Origin of the sequence: Dechloromonas sp. TW-R-39-2, assembly GCF_016864195.1 — a bacterium.
GTDB lineage: Bacteria > Pseudomonadota > Gammaproteobacteria > Burkholderiales > Rhodocyclaceae > Azonexus.
Genome location: NZ_CP045202.1, coordinates 1,823,396 through 1,839,505, shown reverse-complemented (window position 1 = coordinate 1,839,505; position 16,110 = coordinate 1,823,396). Strand labels below are relative to the sequence as shown.

Sequence of the window (16,110 nt, the reverse complement as noted above, 5' to 3'; positions counted from 1 at the left end):
AGCATCTCGCTAATGGCCCTGACGGCCGAGAGCAGGAAAAGCAGGCTATTCGTCATCAATCCCGAATTCGCGCTCCAGGCGACGCATCTGGCGGTTGTAGAACCAGATGATCAGGAGGTAGATGAAAATCACCCCTTGCGCCCCCATATAGAAGCCCAGAGGGAAACCGAACAGGGAAAACTCGTTGAGCTCCCGGGCAAACCAGCTGGCGCCGAACGTAACAACAATCCAGACAAACAGCAAAGCGAATGTCAGGCGTCGTGTCTTGAGCCAGTAAGCCTCATCGGGATGCTTCAACGCCCACTCCTCTGTTCGGTACGCCGAATTCCCTTGAGGAAAGCGGAAGCGCTATCGCCTGACGGGGTCAGCAAACTGACCAGAATGATGGTGATGAATCCGGCGATGACGCCAAAAACACCGGCCGAGGTTGACTGGATATACAGCCACGGCTCCATGTGCAGATTGGAAATCCCCAACCAGGGAATTTCGTTGAATTCAACCCGAACGATGTAGTAAAGCGTCAACAAGGTACCGAGCACCATCCCGGCCAGGGCGCCGATCCGACTTGCCCCTTTCCAGAAAATACCGAGCACGAGCGCGGGGAAAAATGCCGACCCGGCAATCGAGAACGCCCAGGCAACCATCGAGACGATCGTTCCGGGTTTTTGCGCCGCAACCGTTGCGGCCAGCACAGCCACAACGAGCAGCAATGACTTCGAGATGACCAGACGCAACTGGGTCGAAGCATCCGGCCGAACGATGCGGTAATAGACGTCGTGCGACAGTGCGCCGGTAATGGTCAGCAGCAAGCCATCGGCCGTCGACAAGGCAGCGGCCAGCGCACCGGCGGCAACCAGACCCGATACCACGTAAGGCATGCCGGCAATTTCCGGGGTGGCCAGTACGATCACATCGGGATTCATCGACAGTTCTGCCAACTGGAGAATGCCGTCGCCGTTGATATCTTCGATGTTGACCAGGCCGACCTTGCTCCAGGCCGCAACCCAGCCGGGCAACTTGGTCAGCGGAATTTCGGCCAGATGGCTGAACACTTCGAACTTGGCGAAAACGGCGTAAGCCGGGGCGGTAATGTAAAGCAGCAAGATAAAGAGGAGCGACCAGAAAACAGACTCGCGCGCTTGCCGCACGGTTGGCGTCGTGTAATAGCGCATCAGGATATGGGGCAAGGCCGCCGTGCCGATTGTCAGGCAAAAGATGAGGGCCATGAAATTGAGCCGCATGGCCATCTGTTCGGCATCACTTTCCCCCGGAAAAGCCTCGGCATGATGCGTCGGCATCTTGCCGCGGTCGACGGCCGAAAACATCGCATTTTCCCACTGCGAACGCGCCTGATCCGGGTCATGCGGCAAATCGCGGCGCAGGCGCTCGACCGCGACGATATCCTTCATCTGCGCATCGCTGGCTTTCAGACGATTGATCTCGGCCGAGAACTTCTCCCGTTCAAGCGTCAATGATTGCGGCAATTGCATGATCTTTTGGGCGTAGAGATCGGCCCGTTCGCGATAAAGGTTGCGCACCTCGATTTCCGCCGGCGTATTGAACAGGCGATGTTCAAGGCGGGTAACCTCCTGCAGCACTTGTCCGTAAACCAGTTGCGGCACCGGGTTGCCGGTGACGTTGTAGGAAAGGATGGCTACCGGGGTAATGTAAGCGATGATCAAAATGACGTACTGGGCGACTTGCGTCCAGGTCACCGCCTTCATGCCACCCAGAAACGAACAAACCAGGATGCCGGCCAGGCCGAGGAAAACCCCGATTTCGAATTGCAGACTGACAAACCGGCTGGTGATTACCCCGACCCCATAAATCTGCGCTACGACGTACACAAAGGAGGCCAGGATAGCCGCGCCCACGGCGACGAGGCGAATTGCATTGCCGCCGTAGCGAGCCCCGAGAAAATCGGGAATGGTGTATTCGCCAAAACGTCGCAAATACGGCGCCAGCAACAAGGCAACCAGCACGAATCCGCCGGTCCAGCCGATCACGAAGGCCAGCCCCTGGTGTCCCGACAGATAAAGGGTACCCGCCAGCCCCATGAACGAGGCCGCGCTCATCCAGTCGGCCCCCGTTGCCATGCCATTGAAAAAAGCCGGCACCCGGCGACCCGCGACGTAATACTCGGAAACATCCGATGTGCGGCTCATGATGCCGATGGCGGCATAGAGAAAGATGGTGAAAAACAGGAAGGCGTAGCCGATCCAGCGCGGTGGCATGCCGTGCTGCTCAAGCACGGCCAGCACGCCGATAAACAACAGGAAACCCCCTGTGTAACTCAGGTAGTAACGTTGCAACCGGGTCATCTGGCCGAACATTCGGCGGCTAATGGGTACGACGCAGGAAACTGCTGGCGCGCGACTCTTCGACCAGGCGCAACGCCGTGTCGACATCCTTGTCCGCCGCCCGAACAAGCAGCATCTGGAAGAGACGCGCCAGCATCAAGGTGTTGTCCATCGCATCGCGCCGTCCGACCCCGGAGGCAAAGCCGAAAGCATCCAGCCACTGGTCGAGCGGCATGATGCTGTGGCTCTTTTCGGCAAACATGGCCGGCAGCAACCAGGCCATATCGACCCATTGCGGCTGAAAATCGACGCCCAGGCGCTCCTTGAACAACTGCTGCAGGAAACCGCCGACGTAGGAAACGTGATAAGTGACCAGCGGCGCCTTGGCGGCAAATTGCAAAAAAGCCATCAACTGCCGGTCGACCGCAGCACCCTGCTCCAGCCCCTCTTCCGTAGCCGCCTGATGCTGCTCCAGGCTGGTCAGATCGATAAACAAGGAATCCTCCGGCACGATCACGCCCTGCCGCACGCAGGTGGCCGCAATGCTCAGGAGCCGGTCGCTTTCCGGTTTGGTGCCGCTGGTCACGATATCGATGACGATATAGCGCGTATGAAAATGCACCTCGTCGAGTTCGGGCGGCTTGCTGGCTCGCCACTTTTCAAGCGAAAGACGAACATCTCCCGGTAAATGTTCGAGCGAACCGGCCTTGAAAAGAAATTTCTTGAGGCTGATCATGCTCAATTCACCTGGTAATCGAGTTTCAAGCGCGTCTGAAGCTTGCGAGCCTGGCGGAAAGATTCCTTGAGGATGCGTCGATCCAGCTCGTTCAAGCTATCCGGATTGATCAGGTTATCGCCCTGGGTACCCGGCTCGCCTTCGAGATACTGGTGCTGCAGGCGCAGCAACTGGATGAAGTCGAGGCCTTCAAGCACGGCATTGATCTCATCGTCACGAATCGACAGGCGCTTGGAAGCCAGGCGCAGACGCTGAATCGAATTGGTGTTGTGCACGCCGGCGGCCAGTGCGTAAATCCGGGCGACATCGACAAAGATCCGCGAACCGTATTTCTTCAGATCGATCTTGCCCGGCTGCCCCGGCTCCAGATCAGTCAGGAAATCACGCAACTTGCCGAGCGGCGGCTCGACATCGAGTGCATTCTTGGCCATCGCACGCAGGAACATCGGGCTGCTTGCGGTCTGGACCAGCAAGTGCACGCGCATCGATTCGGCCAGCGCACTCTGGCCGTAGAGCGGCCGGAAATCGAAAAAGATCGTCGCATTCAGCAAGGCGTCCGGATGCGGCATGCGCACCCAGTCGCTGAACTGCGCCTTCCATTCGTTGAGCGACAGACACCATTGCGGGTTGCTGGCCATGATGTTGCCCTTGCACAGCGGGAAACCACAGCGATCAAGGTCGTTGTTCACATCCCGGGCGAACGCCAGAAAACGCTGTTTCAGTGCGTCGACCGCGTCAGCATCGGGCGGATCGAAAACGATGCCGTTATCCTGGTCGGTGCTGAAAGTTTGCTCGTCACGCCCTTCGGAACCAAACGCCAGCCAGGCCCATTCGATACCATCGAAATTATGGTTGCCAAGATTGAGCTGGATGACGCGGCGGGTCAGCGCATCGTTGAGCGCCGAAATGAATTGGGTCAATTGCTCGGCACCCACACCCTGCGCCAGCATGTTGAACGCCAACTGACGCACATCGGCGGCGGATTGCTGCAAGCTTGTAACGTCGGGCGCACCATCGATCGACTGGCGAATCTGGCGCAGACCGACGCGTTGCAGCGCAAAGAGATCACGCTCGGAAACAACGCCGGTCAGCTTGCCTTCGGCATCCGTCACCAGCACATGGCGAATCCCGTGCGTTGCCATGGCCAGCATGGCATCGTAGGCCGTGGCATGTTCTTCAAGCATGAATGGCGTGACCGACATGACCTGGCTGATCGGTGCTTCGAGCGGCACATTGGCCAGCACGACACGGTCGAGCAGATCTGTGCGGGTAAACACACCGACCGGCTTGCTGTCCGCATCGGCGATCACCAAGGAACCGATACCAGCCTGCGACATCGTCTCCAGCGCAGTACGCAAGGCCGTATCGGGCGGTACGGTAATCGGCGAACGTGAACCAATGCCGGCCAGCGGCGAGTTAAGCGTTTGTTGCTCGTTGGCCCGCTGGGCAAACTGCAGTTGCAACTGCTGGCGCGACTGGTCGAGCAAGCTGGCGATGTAACGCGTGCAGAACAGGTTGAACTCAGGGCTGGTCTGCATCAATTGCATGAAGAACTCAGCCGGCAACTGGTAGCAGAAAGTGTCTTCCAGCGCGGTGTAGGTATTGGTCGAGGGGCGCCCTGCCGTCACCGCACCGATCGGAAAACTTTCCCCGGCTTGCAGGCTGAGAATGGAATATTCCGTAACGGTCACCTCACCGGCCTGGCGGGCCTGCACCTGACCGGACTCGATCAGGTAAAAGTAACGGACATTACCGGCATCCGGGCCGACAATCTCGCTGCCTGCCGGATAAAACGCCAGTTGCGCCTGATCGGCAAACAATTGCAGCGCGGCGCTGCCCATTTTGCTGAATGGCGCATGATTCTTGAGGAAAGCCAGGGTATTCCCGGCGACGCGACGGCGTCCTTCCTGACGCAAATTGGCTTCCACCTGGCCAACGGCCACTTGTTCGTCTGCTTGCTGCGTTCTCACGGCAACCTCAATTCTTATTAGAGTGCATAGTTTAACTTGAGACGCTGCTGCAGGCGGCGCGCCAGCTTGAGCGACTCACGCAGGATGGCCCGGTCCATTTCATGCAGGCTTGCCGGCCTCAGGCCATAACCGACAACCTTGCCACCTGCCGCATCGGCTGCTTGCTGCAACAAGCGCAGGCGTAAAACATGCGAAAAAGCGGCGTCGACCGCAGCAATCTCACTTTCGAGCAAACCGGCGGCCGGCCCTGCCCGACGCAGGCGCTCCGCGCTATTCACCGAGCGTTCGCCGCAAGCCAACGCAAAAATTCGTGCGGCATCGACAAAAATCCGGCTGCCGAATTTTTTCAAATCGACCTCACCGTGTTCCTCAAGCGCCACTTCGCCGCGAAAATTGAGCGGCACTTCGGCATGCAAGGCATTGGCCGCCATCAGGTGAAGAAACGCTGGCGTATCAACAGTCAGCGAGAGCAATAGCGTCCGCAACGATTCACCCAGTTCAAGCGTGCCGTAGAGCGGTCGCAAGTCGAAGAAAATACTGGCGTTGAGCAAGGCGGCCGGATCGGGGCGGCGTACCCAGTCGATGAATTTCTCGCGCCATTCATCCAGCGACAGGCACCAGGCCGGATTGCCAGCCATGATTTTCCCGGGACACAGCAGAAAACCGCACTCGGCCAGACGCTGATTGACAGCCTCGGCGAACGGCAAAAAAAGCTCGCGCAAGGCATCCGCCTCTTGCTGGCTGGTGGCATTGAAGATCAGGCCGTTGTCCTGATCGGTCAGGAAAGTCTGTTCCTGGCGCCCCTCCGAACCAAGCGCCAGCCAGCACCATTCGACCGGCGGCAAACGGTGATGCCGGGCGGTCAAAGCAACGACTTTCGCGGTCAACCGGTCATTCAGGCACGAAATAATACGCGTCAGTTGTGTGCCGCCGGCACTGCTTGCCGCCAGCGCCGAGGACAGCCGTCGCACCTCACCGGCCAGCCCTGCGGCCTTGGAAACATCGTCGAGCAGGGCCAGATCGCGATCGAGGCGGGTCAATTGCTGGCAAGGCAGCCACTGTTCGAGAACGTCTTTCACCTCAGTATTTGATCCGGGCAAAGTAGGTTTTTTCGGAGGCTTCGAGCGCCTGGCGAACCGTCACGATACCTTTCTGTTCCAGCAGCGGCACCAGTTTGAGGAAGACCTGCCCGGTTGCCAGCGCATCTTCGAGTGCGTTGTGGCGCGTCTCGATATGAATGCCGAGACGCTCAAGAATCACATCGAGCTTGTGCGATTCCTGATTCGGATGCACGACGGCCGAAAGCAGCAGCGTATCCAGCACCGGTTGCGAGAAACGCAGGCCGGTACGTTCTTCCTTGAGTTGCAGGAAGCGCATGTCGAAAGCGGCATTGTGGGCAATCAGCACGGTATCTTCGCAAAACTCGTGGAAGGCCGGCAGAACACCGTCAATAGTCGGCTTGCCACGCACCATGTCCTCGGTGATGCCGTGAATCGGAATTCCCTCCGGACGCAGCGGACGCTCCGGATCGATGATCTGGTCGAAGTTTTCCTGGCGCAACAGGCGATTATTGACGATCCGCGCCGCACCGATCTGGATGATTTCATCGCCATTCGACGGCTCCAGCCCGGTCGTTTCCGTATCGAAAACGGTGTAGGTCAACTCGCTCAGCTTGCGGTCGAGATCAACCGTCTTGTCCTGAAAATTGAACAGATCGAAATCGTAATATTCGGGCCGTCCGGAACCGCGCTTGCGCTCATCCTCTTCAAGCCCGGCCTCAGGAATGGCGACCGGCAGCACGAAACGGAAGAAAGCCCGATGCGCGGCCTTTTCCCGCTGATACCAGATTTCCCCGCCATGCCGGTCGATCACGTCGCGCAGCGACAATGGCGAAGTCTCGTCACCGACCTGCATCGACTCCATTTCCCAGGTGTAGAAAGTTTCGGACGACATGGCCGGGCCGGCCCAGATCAGGTCGAGGTAAGCCAGTTTCCCCTCGGATGAAAGACGGAAGCGCAGTTCGCGCGGCTCGTAGTGATCCTGCAACTTGGAAGCCAGCGAAAGCAGCGCAAAAACCAGTGAAAAACTATCGGCCTTGATCCAGAGCGCATCGTCAAGCTCTTCCGTCTTGATCGGCAATTTGAGTTTGTCTTCGATCCGCCGCTGGGCTGCGGCAATGATATCGATACCGAGAATATCTTCGAGCGGCCAGCGGGTTTTCATCGAATCGGAGAACTCGGCCATGGTCAGATCAAGCCGCTGACTCATCTTGGCAGCCTCATCGTCGACAACCCGGACAAAGCGTTCGCGCAACTCGGTTTCCATGTCCGGATAGTCGATCATGTTGGTCACCGCTGCACGAATGCTGCCAAGCGCCGAACGACTGCCCTCGGTCAGCGAATGCAGGGCCTGATCGCGCCTAGCTTCCTGCTCCATGCTGCGGGTAATGTTCTCAACCGTCAGCACGTAACCGGACATGCCGGGTTCACCTTCGCTTGCCGATGCGGCAAGCACGGGAACCATCTGGACGCGCAGCAACTGGCCACCGCGCGTTGTGGTGATGAAATTGGCCATCGCCGTCTTGCCGCCGTGCAAGCGCTGGCTGATGACTTCCTGGGCATGTTCGACCTGGTTCTTTTCGAGAATCGAAAAAATCGAGCGACCGAGACCGATCAACGCACCGCCAGCAACCGATGTCGGCCCTTGGGCCAGCGCCTTGAATTGCAGGCGTGCCCGGTTGTTGTAGAGCAGGATACGGCCATCGAGATTGCACACGACAACGGCCTGTGCCAGTTCGGACATCAAGGCGGCGAGGCGGTTTTTCTCCTCCTCGACCGAGGCTTTGGCACGCGAAATCTGGGCGTCAACGTCATCCATCAACTCGTCGCGCTGCTGCGCCAGGTCATTGGCGGCGTGAGCCAACTGCTGGACTTCCGGCGGCCCCTCCGGCGTGACGCGAAAATTGCGATTGGCGCCAAGCATCAAACGCAGTGTTTCAGCCATGCGCAACAGGCCTTCGACGTACTGCTTGAACAGCCTGTGCAGGACCAGCACGCCCAGCACGAACCCGAACAGCGTCATCACGGTACCAACCGGCAGGCGGGAAAGCAGCAGGTTGGTCAGTAACTCCCGCTCGGCATCTTTCATGTCGAGCCAGACCAGCAAGGAAGTGACGACAAACGGCCCGGTCATCAACAACCCGAGCACGACGACAGCAGCGATAAAACGGTGTTTAGCCTTCATGACAGCCAATCCGGAAAATATTCGTCGGAATTTCGGCCTGTTCCGGTGGTCGACCGGCGCAGGGCAACTCAGGCGGTGCCGAGCATGCTCTTGACGCGCGCCACCAGATCCTTGGTCGAAAATGGTTTGGTGACATAGGCATCGGCACCGATGGCCAGGCCCTTGGCGACTTCGGTGTCACGCCCCTTGGCCGTCAACATGACAATTTGCAAGGCGGCATGGGCAGGGTCGGCGCGCAAAGCTTCACACACTTCGAATCCGGATTTTTTCGGCATCATGACATCGAGCAAAATCAGATCCGGCGCAAAGCTGGCTACCTTGCCCAGCGCTTCATCGCCATCACCGGCGACCGCTACCTCGAAACCTTCCTTTTTCATCAGGAATTCGAGCGAAATGACAATATTGGGTTCGTCGTCAACGATAAGGATTTTTTTAGGCATGCGTTTTGTCTCCCTTGTTATTCCTCCGATGCCGGCAAGGGCACCGTGAAAATGAAATTCGCACCGTCTCCGGGTCGGCTTTCAACCCAGAGATTACCACCAAAAAATTCAACGATCTGCCGGCTGATCGGCAGACCCAGCCCGGTTCCCTGCGGCTTGTCGGTCAGTGTATTCCCACCCTGACGGAATTTTTCAAAAATGACATTGCATTCGTCAGCCGTCAAGCCGGGGCCATTGTCTGAAACCTCGACTCGAACCTGCCCAGTATCTGCCGTCACCCTGACACGAACCTGTCCACGTTGACCGGGAACGAATTTCACCGCATTCGATAACAGGTTGATCATCACTTGCGTCAGGCGATCCCGATCCGCCAGCACCCTCGGAATATCGGGCGCAATTTCGCTGTCGAGACGAACGCCTTTTTCGCGGAAAAGCTGGCCCAGGGACTCGATGGCTTCACGCACGACTTCACCAACATCAACCTCGCTGCTGGTCCATTCGGCATGTCCCGATTCCATCTTGGCCATGTCCAGGATCTGGTTGATCAACCGTGTCAGACGCTCGGCTTCACCAACGATGATGCCGAGAAAGCGCCGCCGTTCGACCAGTTCCAGCTTGGGATCTTCATGCAGCATTTCGGACAAGGCGCGAATCGACGTCAGCGGCGTACGCAGTTCGTGGGTCACCGTTGAAATGAAATCGTCTTTCATGCGGTCGACCTCGCGCAAACGCTCATTTGCCTCGCGCAATTCCTGAGTCGCCGCTTCCAGCTCCTGCTGCTTGATTTCCAGATCGCGGCTATAAGCCCGCACCTGCGACGCTTCATCGAGAATATCGAGCACTTCGTCCAAACCGAGATCTTCTTCCTGGGCCACCGAAGCAACCATCACCCGGGCGCTGGCCGAGCCGATCGCTCCCGCCAGCTCGGCTTCGGCAAAGCGAACGAAATCGGCATCGGCTGGCAGTTTGCGCCAGACATGCACACCACGCGACGCAGCGTAAAGATCCAGTTGTTGATGCGCACGTTGCGGCCCGAGAAAGCGCTCCAGCAATCCGACCAGCCCTTCAACCGAAACCTGGCCACGCCACAAACGCGCTTCAGCCAGCGGAGATGAATGGCGAAAGACGTCGACAAAACGTTCAGCCTGCCGAGCTTCGACGGCGCTCGGGCGCGAGCTCAGCGAAACGGCAACATACAGCCCGGTATTAACCAGCAAGCTCCACCACAGGCAGTGGGATATCTCGTCCATGCCGGCCAGTCCGAACAAAGCCTGGGCCTTCAATGCGGCGATCCCGAACAAGCCGTGTTCGACAAAATCCGGCGCGATCCAGCCCGATTTGGCAAATGAGGGAAGCAGCAGGGTATAAGCCCAAACTGCAAAGCCACCGAGCAAACCGGCGATGGCCCCTGAACGCGTCCCTTGTTTCCAGTACATGCCGCCAAACATGGCTGGCGCAAATTGGGCAACGGCAGCAAATGAAATCAAACCAATGCCGACCAGCGCATAAGCTTCACCGGCAGCCCGAAAATAGATGTAGCCCAGCAGCAGGATCAGGGCGATCGCAATTCGCCGAATGGCAATCAGCAAGCCGGACAGATCCTGGCTTTTTTCCCCTTTCAGCAGGGTCGACCGCAGCAACCATGGCATAACCAGATCGTTGCAGACCATGGTCGACAATGCGATGGTTTCGACAATTACCATCCCCGTGGCGGCGGACAAACCACCGACAAAAACCAGCAGGGCCAGTGCTTCGGCACCATGCACCATGGGCAGCGTCAGCACAAAGGTATCGGGATTGACCGTCTGTCCCTGGAAATGCAGCAAGCCGCCCAGTGCCAGCGGCAGGACAAAAATATTGATCAGCAGCAGATAGAGCGGAAACAGCCAGACGGCTCGTTTGAGATGCGCTTCATCGACGTTTTCGACCACAATGATCTGGAACTGGCGCGGCAGAAAAATGATCGCCAGCCCGGAGACCAGAATCAGCGCGGTCCACGTGCCCGAACGGGCCGAATCGTGTTGCAGCAAGCGCGCCAACTCGGGAGAAGCTGCCGCCCGGCGGAAAACGTCCGAAAAACCGTCGAACAAACTGTAGGTGACAAAAATACCAACAGCCATGAAGGCGAGCAATTTGACGACGGATTCGAAAGCAACGGCGGCCACCATGCCCTCATGGCGTTCGGTGGCATCCAGATGCCGTGTCCCGAAAAGAATGGCAAAAAGAGCCAGTACGGCAGCCACCACAAAGGTTGAATCAAGCCACCACGGCAAGAGCCCTGCATCCGAATTTGCAAACAGCACAGCAAGGCTGGCCGAAACGGCCTTCAACTGGAGGGCGATGTAAGGCACGACCCCAATGACGGCAATCACCGTGACCAGACCGGCCAGCAACTGGCTTTTACCGTAGCGCGAAGCAATGAAATCGGCAATCGACGTAATCCGCTGCGTTTTGCTGATGCGGATCATCTTGATGATCACCCCGACACACAGCAACATCAACGTCGGCCCGATATAGATGGTCAGGAATGAAAGGCCGCCAGTACTGGCCCGGCCAACGCTGCCGTAAAAAGTCCATGAAGTGCAATATACGGCCAGCGACAAGGCATAGACATTGGCCGAAATAATTGACTTGCCGGCATCCGCCCGGGCATCCCCAAAGCGAGCGACGGCAAACAGAACTGCAACGTAAACCGTGGCAACAAGCGCAATGAACCAACCCGAAAGCATCTCAGCCGCCTCGCCTTTCGGCCAGCCAGGCAGCCAGCAGAATCAGGCCGCCCCATCCCCCGAAAAGATATAGATAAGAGGCTGGCATACCCAACCAATCGCCAGACGAAAGACCGACCAGCGGGAAATTGAGCCCGGCGAAGCCCAGCATGCCAAGCGCAGCCAGGCGCTGCCGAACGGGGTTGATACGTTTCAAGCACTGGCTCCAAAAAAGGAAACGGCTGGCACGCCAAGCGTGCCAGCCGTTAAGGCGTAGCCTGTATCGACTACTTGTGGGGGCTGCCTGATGGCGCCCATTGACTCCTCCTCGCCTTTAATCGGCAGGAGAGCACGGCAAGCCGCACTCTCCACCCCGACCTTTCGCCGATCAGCCCTTGAGCTGTTCGAGAATGGCCGGATTTTCCAGCGTAGACGTGTCTTGCGTCAGTTCCTCGCCCTTGGCCAGGCCACGCAGCAGACGACGCATGATCTTGCCCGAACGGGTCTTCGGCAGGTTGTCACCGAAACGGATGTCCTTCGGCTTGGCGATCGGACCGATTTCCTTGCCCACCCAGTCAGACAGTTCCTTGATGATGCGCTTGGCGTCGTCACCGGTCGGACGCTGGCCCTTGAGCACAACGAAGGCGACGATGGCTTCACCGGTCAGGTCATCCGGACGGCCAACAACAGCGGCCTCGGCAACCAGCGGGTTGGCAACCAGCGCGGATTCGATTTCCATCGTGCCCATGCGGTGACCGGAAACGTTCAGCACGTCGTCGATACGGCCGGTGATGGTGAAGTAGCCGGTATCCTTGTCGCGGATCGCGCCGTCGCCAGCCAGGTAGTACTTGCCCTGGAAGTCTTGCGGGTAGTACGACTTGACGAAGCGCTCGTCATCGTTCCAGATCGTGCGGATCATCGACGGCCACGGCTTCTTGCAGACCAGGATACCGCCCTGGCCCCACGGCAGGTCGGCACCGGTCTCATCGACCACGGCGAACTGGATGCCCGGGAACGGCAGGGTGCAGGAACCCGGAACCAGCGGGGTTGCGCCCGGCAGCGGGGTGATCATGTGACCGCCGGTTTCGGTTTGCCAGAAGGTATCGACGATCGGGCAACGGCCGCCGCCAACGTTCTCGTAGTACCACGTCCATGCTGCCGGATTGATCGGCTCGCCAACGGAACCGAGGATGCGCAGCGAAGACAGGTCGTAGCTCTTCGGATGCACAGCGGCATTGGTGTCGGAAGACTTGATCAGCGAACGGATGGCGGTCGGTGCGGTATAGAAGATCGTGGCCTTGTGATCCTGGATCATCTTCCAGAAACGGCCTGCATCCGGGTAGGTCGGCACGCCTTCGAATACGATTTCGGTGGCGCCGCAGGCCAGCGGGCCATAGGTGATGTAGGTGTGACCGGTAACCCAGCCGATGTCGGCCGTACACCAGAAGACGTCCGACGGCTTGATGTCGAAGGTCCACTTCATGGTCATGATGGCGTGCAGCAGGTAGCCGCCGGTGGAGTGCTGGACACCCTTCGGCTTGCCGGTAGAGCCGGACGTGTAGAGCAGGAACAGCGGGTGTTCGGCTTCGACCCATTCTGGTTCGCAGACGTCGGACTGGTTGGCAACAGCGTCGTGCAACCAGGTATCACGACCGGCAACCATGTTGACTTCGGCGCCAGTGCGCTTGAAGACGATGACGTTCTTGACCGACTCGCAACCACCCATGGCGAAGGCTTCGTCAGCGATCGGCTTGAGCGGGATGGCCTTGCCGCCGCGGAATTGACCGTCGGAGGTAATCAGGGCAACAGCGCCGGCGTCGTGGATACGATCACGCAGGGACTGGGCGGAGAAACCGCCGAAAACGATGGAGTGGATGGCACCGAGGCGGGCACAAGCCTGCATGGCGCAGATGCCTTCGACGGTCATCGGCATGTAGATGACGACGCGATCACCCTTTTTGACACCCATGCCGCGCAGGGCATTGGCGAACTTGGCAACCTTGGAGAGCAGTTCCTTGTACGTGACCTTGGTCACTTCGCCGTTGTCGGCTTCGAAGATCAGGGCAACCTTGTCACCGAGACCGGCTTCGACGTTACGGTCGAGGCAGTTGTAAGAAACATTCAGTTTGCCGTCGGCAAACCATTTGAAAAACGGGGCATTGGATTCATCAAGCGACTGGGTAAAAGGCTGCTTCCAGGTGATGAATTCGCGGGCGCGCTTGGCCCAGAATTCCGGGTAGTCGGCATCCGCTTCCGCGCACAGTGCGCGGTAGGCATCCATCCCTGAAACTGCCGCGTTCTTGACCATTTCTTCTGATGGATAAATAAGCTGCACGGACTCATTCGACATATTCTTCTCCTCTGCGGTACTTCGCAATTTATGTTGAAACAACCGATCATATTCAGCAGTAAATGCTGAATGGTTAAAGCCGCGCAAGCTGGAGAACAAACCCACTCCCCTCGCCAGCGTTGAGGCGGCATTAGACGTCGATAATCTTACAAAGCGCTTACGAAAGCACGCTGCGCCGCAGCAATTTGGCATATCCCGGCATTCTGCTGGCTGCGTGCTAAACTTTCGCCCCCAATTCCAAAAGCTTTCCGTGATGCGTTCACCGATCAAATTTCTCGAATCATTCATTTTTGCCAGCCGCTGGATACAGGCCCCTCTCTACATTGGCCTGATCGTCGCCCAGATCGTTTATTGCTGGCTGTTCATGGTTGAGTTGAGCCACCTGGTACACAACGCATTTGATACAGCCCACTTCAGCGAAACCGAAGTCATGCTGGTCGTACTCGGTCTGATTGATGTGGTGATGATCGCCAACCTGCTGGTCATGGTTATTGTCGGCGGCTACGAAACCTTCGTTTCCCGCCTGGACCTCGAAGACCATCCGGACCAGCCGGAATGGCTGTCGCACGTCAACGCCGGCGTACTGAAAATCAAGCTGTCGACCGCGATCATCGGCATTTCGTCGATCCACCTGCTGAAAAGTTTCATCAATGCCGCCAATCTGAGCGAGCACACCCTGATGTGGCAGGTGATCATCCACGTCGTATTCCTTTTCTCCGCCCTGGCCATGGCGCTTGTCGACAAGACCATGACCCAGACCCTCGCCCTTCAACACCAAAAACACCACTGACCCGGAGTTGCGCATGACCGCTATCAAACAGGAAGACCTGATCCAGTCCGTCGCCGATGCTTTTCAGTACATCAGCTACTACCACCCGCTGGATTACATCAAGGCACTCGGTGAGGCCTACGACCGCGAAGAATCCCCGGCTGCGAAGGATGCGATTGCCCAGATCCTGACCAATTCGCGCATGTCTGCCGAAGGCCACCGCCCGATCTGCCAGGACACCGGCATCGGCATGGTCTTCATCAAGGTCGGCATGCAGGTCACCTGGCCGGATGCGACGATGAGCATCCAGCAGATGATCGACGAAGGCGTGCGTCGCGCCTACGGCAACCCAGACAATCCGTTGCGCGCCTCGGTGCTGGCCGATCCTGCCGGCGCCCGCAAGAACACCAAGGACAACACCCCGGCCGTGGTCCACTTCGAGCTCGTCCCGGGCCACCACGTTGAAGTCATCTGTGCAGCCAAGGGCGGCGGTTCGGAAGCCAAGTCCAAGTTTGCCATGCTCAACCCGTCCGACGACCTCGTCGATTGGGTCCTCAAGAAGATTCCGGAAATGGGTGCCGGCTGGTGTCCGCCCGGCATCATCGGCATCGGCATCGGCGGCACGCCGGAAAAGGCGATGCTGCTGGCCAAGGAGTCGATCATGGCACCGGTCGACATCCACGAACTGAAAGCAAAAGCTGCCACCGGCGCCAAGCTGACCCGTCCGGAAGAACTGCGCCTCGAACTGATGGAAAAGATCAACGCGCTCGGCGTCGGTGCCCAGGGCCTCGGCGGCCTGACCACCGTACTCGATGTCAAGGTGCTCGATTACCCCTGCCACGCAGCCAACCTGCCGGTCGCGCTGGTCCCGAACTGTGCAGCAACCCGCCACTGCCACTTCCACCTCGACGGCTCCGGTCCGGCCAAGCTGGAAGTACCGAAGCTGGAAGACTGGCCGGCCGTCACCTGGACGCCGGACCTCAAGGCGGCCACCGCTGTTGACCTGAACACCCTGACCAAGGAACAGGTTGCTGCCTGGAAGCCGGGCCAGAAATTGCTCCTCAACGGCAAAATGCTGACCGGTCGCGATGCCGCCCACAAGCGCATCGCCGACATGCTGGCCAAGGGCGAAAAGCTGCCGGTCGACTTCACCAATCGCGTCATTTACTACGTCGGCCCGGTTGACCCGGTGCGTGACGAAGTCGTCGGACCTGCCGGCCCGACCACCGGCACCCGGATGGACAAGTTCACCCGCATGATGCTGGAACAGACCGGCCTGATCTCGATGATCGGCAAGTCCGAACGCGGCCCGGTTGCCATCGAGGCGATCAAGGACAACAAGTCGGCTTACCTGATGGCTGTTGGCGGCGCTGCCTACCTGGTGGCCAAGGCCATCAAGTCGGCCAAGGTCGTCGGCTTTGCCGATCTGGGCATGGAAGCGATCTATGAATTCGATGTCCAGAACATGCCAGTGACTGTTGCGGTCGACTCCTCCGGAACCTCGGTTCACACCACCGGCCCGCAGGAATGGCAAATCAAGATTGCCAAGAAACAGGCTTCTGCCTGAACCTCGGCAACGTCAAATCAAGCCCGG

General features: G+C 58.5%; 12 protein-coding genes. 2 read left to right on the top strand and 10 right to left on the bottom strand.

Annotated elements, in window-relative coordinates:
* Nucleotides 1-45 precede the first annotated feature (45 nt).
* From GBK02_RS08680 to acs, 10 genes are all read right to left on the bottom strand, one after another.
* On the bottom strand, nt 46-297 hold the full coding sequence (locus GBK02_RS08680) for a DUF4212 domain-containing protein (protein ID WP_203466288.1): 252 nt from the start codon (nt 295-297) through the stop codon (nt 46-48).
* A complete protein-coding gene (locus tag GBK02_RS08675; RefSeq protein WP_239002952.1) occupies nt 294-2,321 on the bottom strand; it encodes a sodium:solute symporter family protein in 2,028 nt (675 codons plus the stop codon). The genes GBK02_RS08680 and GBK02_RS08675 overlap by 4 nt, the downstream gene beginning before the upstream one ends.
* A gap of 19 nt (nt 2,322-2,340) precedes the next feature.
* Complete coding sequence (locus GBK02_RS08670; protein ID WP_203466286.1) at nt 2,341-3,036, bottom strand: PolC-type DNA polymerase III; 696 nt, start codon at nt 3,034-3,036, stop codon at nt 2,341-2,343.
* A 2-nt stretch (nt 3,037-3,038) separates the two neighbouring features.
* Nucleotides 3,039-4,979 (bottom strand): DUF294 nucleotidyltransferase-like domain-containing protein, encoded by a 1,941-nt coding sequence (locus GBK02_RS08665; protein ID WP_371810516.1) that lies wholly within the window; start codon nt 4,977-4,979, stop codon nt 3,039-3,041.
* A 44-nt stretch (nt 4,980-5,023) separates the two neighbouring features.
* Nucleotides 5,024-6,085 (bottom strand): DUF294 nucleotidyltransferase-like domain-containing protein, encoded by a 1,062-nt coding sequence (locus GBK02_RS08660; protein ID WP_203466285.1) that lies wholly within the window; start codon nt 6,083-6,085, stop codon nt 5,024-5,026.
* 1 nt (nt 6,086) lies between these two features.
* Complete coding sequence (locus GBK02_RS08655; RefSeq protein ID WP_203466284.1) at nt 6,087-8,249, bottom strand: exonuclease domain-containing protein; 2,163 nt, start codon at nt 8,247-8,249, stop codon at nt 6,087-6,089.
* A gap of 68 nt (nt 8,250-8,317) precedes the next feature.
* The gene (locus GBK02_RS08650) at nt 8,318-8,689 is read right to left on the bottom strand and encodes a response regulator transcription factor (RefSeq protein WP_203466283.1); all 372 of its coding nucleotides are present in this window, start codon (nt 8,687-8,689) and stop codon (nt 8,318-8,320) included.
* Between the two features lie 17 nt (nt 8,690-8,706).
* Complete coding sequence (locus GBK02_RS08645; RefSeq protein WP_203466282.1) at nt 8,707-11,418, bottom strand: sensor histidine kinase; 2,712 nt, start codon at nt 11,416-11,418, stop codon at nt 8,707-8,709.
* A 1-nt stretch (nt 11,419) separates the two neighbouring features.
* The gene (locus GBK02_RS08640) at nt 11,420-11,614 is read right to left on the bottom strand and encodes a hypothetical protein (RefSeq protein WP_203466281.1); all 195 of its coding nucleotides are present in this window, start codon (nt 11,612-11,614) and stop codon (nt 11,420-11,422) included.
* A 171-nt stretch (nt 11,615-11,785) separates the two neighbouring features.
* Complete coding sequence (acs, locus tag GBK02_RS08635; protein ID WP_203466280.1) at nt 11,786-13,747, bottom strand: acetate--CoA ligase; 1,962 nt, start codon at nt 13,745-13,747, stop codon at nt 11,786-11,788.
* A 253-nt stretch (nt 13,748-14,000) separates the two neighbouring features.
* Between acs and GBK02_RS08630 the strand changes: the two genes are divergently transcribed.
* Complete coding sequence (locus GBK02_RS08630) at nt 14,001-14,537, top strand: TIGR00645 family protein (RefSeq protein WP_226408763.1); 537 nt, start codon at nt 14,001-14,003, stop codon at nt 14,535-14,537.
* A gap of 13 nt (nt 14,538-14,550) precedes the next feature.
* Nucleotides 14,551-16,083 (top strand): fumarate hydratase, encoded by a 1,533-nt coding sequence (locus tag GBK02_RS08625; protein WP_203466278.1) that lies wholly within the window; start codon nt 14,551-14,553, stop codon nt 16,081-16,083.
* Nucleotides 16,084-16,110: the final 27 nt, after the last annotated feature.

Coding starts and splice junctions, on each gene's coding strand:
- GBK02_RS08670 (WP_203466286.1), bottom strand. CDS start 3,036: ATGATCAGCCTCAAGAAATTTCTTTTCAAGGCCGGTTCGCTCGAACAT.
- GBK02_RS08650 (WP_203466283.1), bottom strand. CDS start 8,689: ATGCCTAAAAAAATCCTTATCGTTGACGACGAACCCAATATTGTCATT.
- GBK02_RS08645 (WP_203466282.1), bottom strand. CDS start 11,418: ATGCTTTCGGGTTGGTTCATTGCGCTTGTTGCCACGGTTTACGTTGCA.
- GBK02_RS08675 (WP_239002952.1), bottom strand. CDS start 2,321: ATGACCCGGTTGCAACGTTACTACCTGAGTTACACAGGGGGTTTCCTG.
- GBK02_RS08630 (WP_226408763.1), top strand. CDS start 14,001: ATGCGTTCACCGATCAAATTTCTCGAATCATTCATTTTTGCCAGCCGC.
- GBK02_RS08655 (WP_203466284.1), bottom strand. CDS start 8,249: ATGAAGGCTAAACACCGTTTTATCGCTGCTGTCGTCGTGCTCGGGTTG.
- acs (WP_203466280.1), bottom strand. CDS start 13,747: ATGTCGAATGAGTCCGTGCAGCTTATTTATCCATCAGAAGAAATGGTC.
- GBK02_RS08625 (WP_203466278.1), top strand. CDS start 14,551: ATGACCGCTATCAAACAGGAAGACCTGATCCAGTCCGTCGCCGATGCT.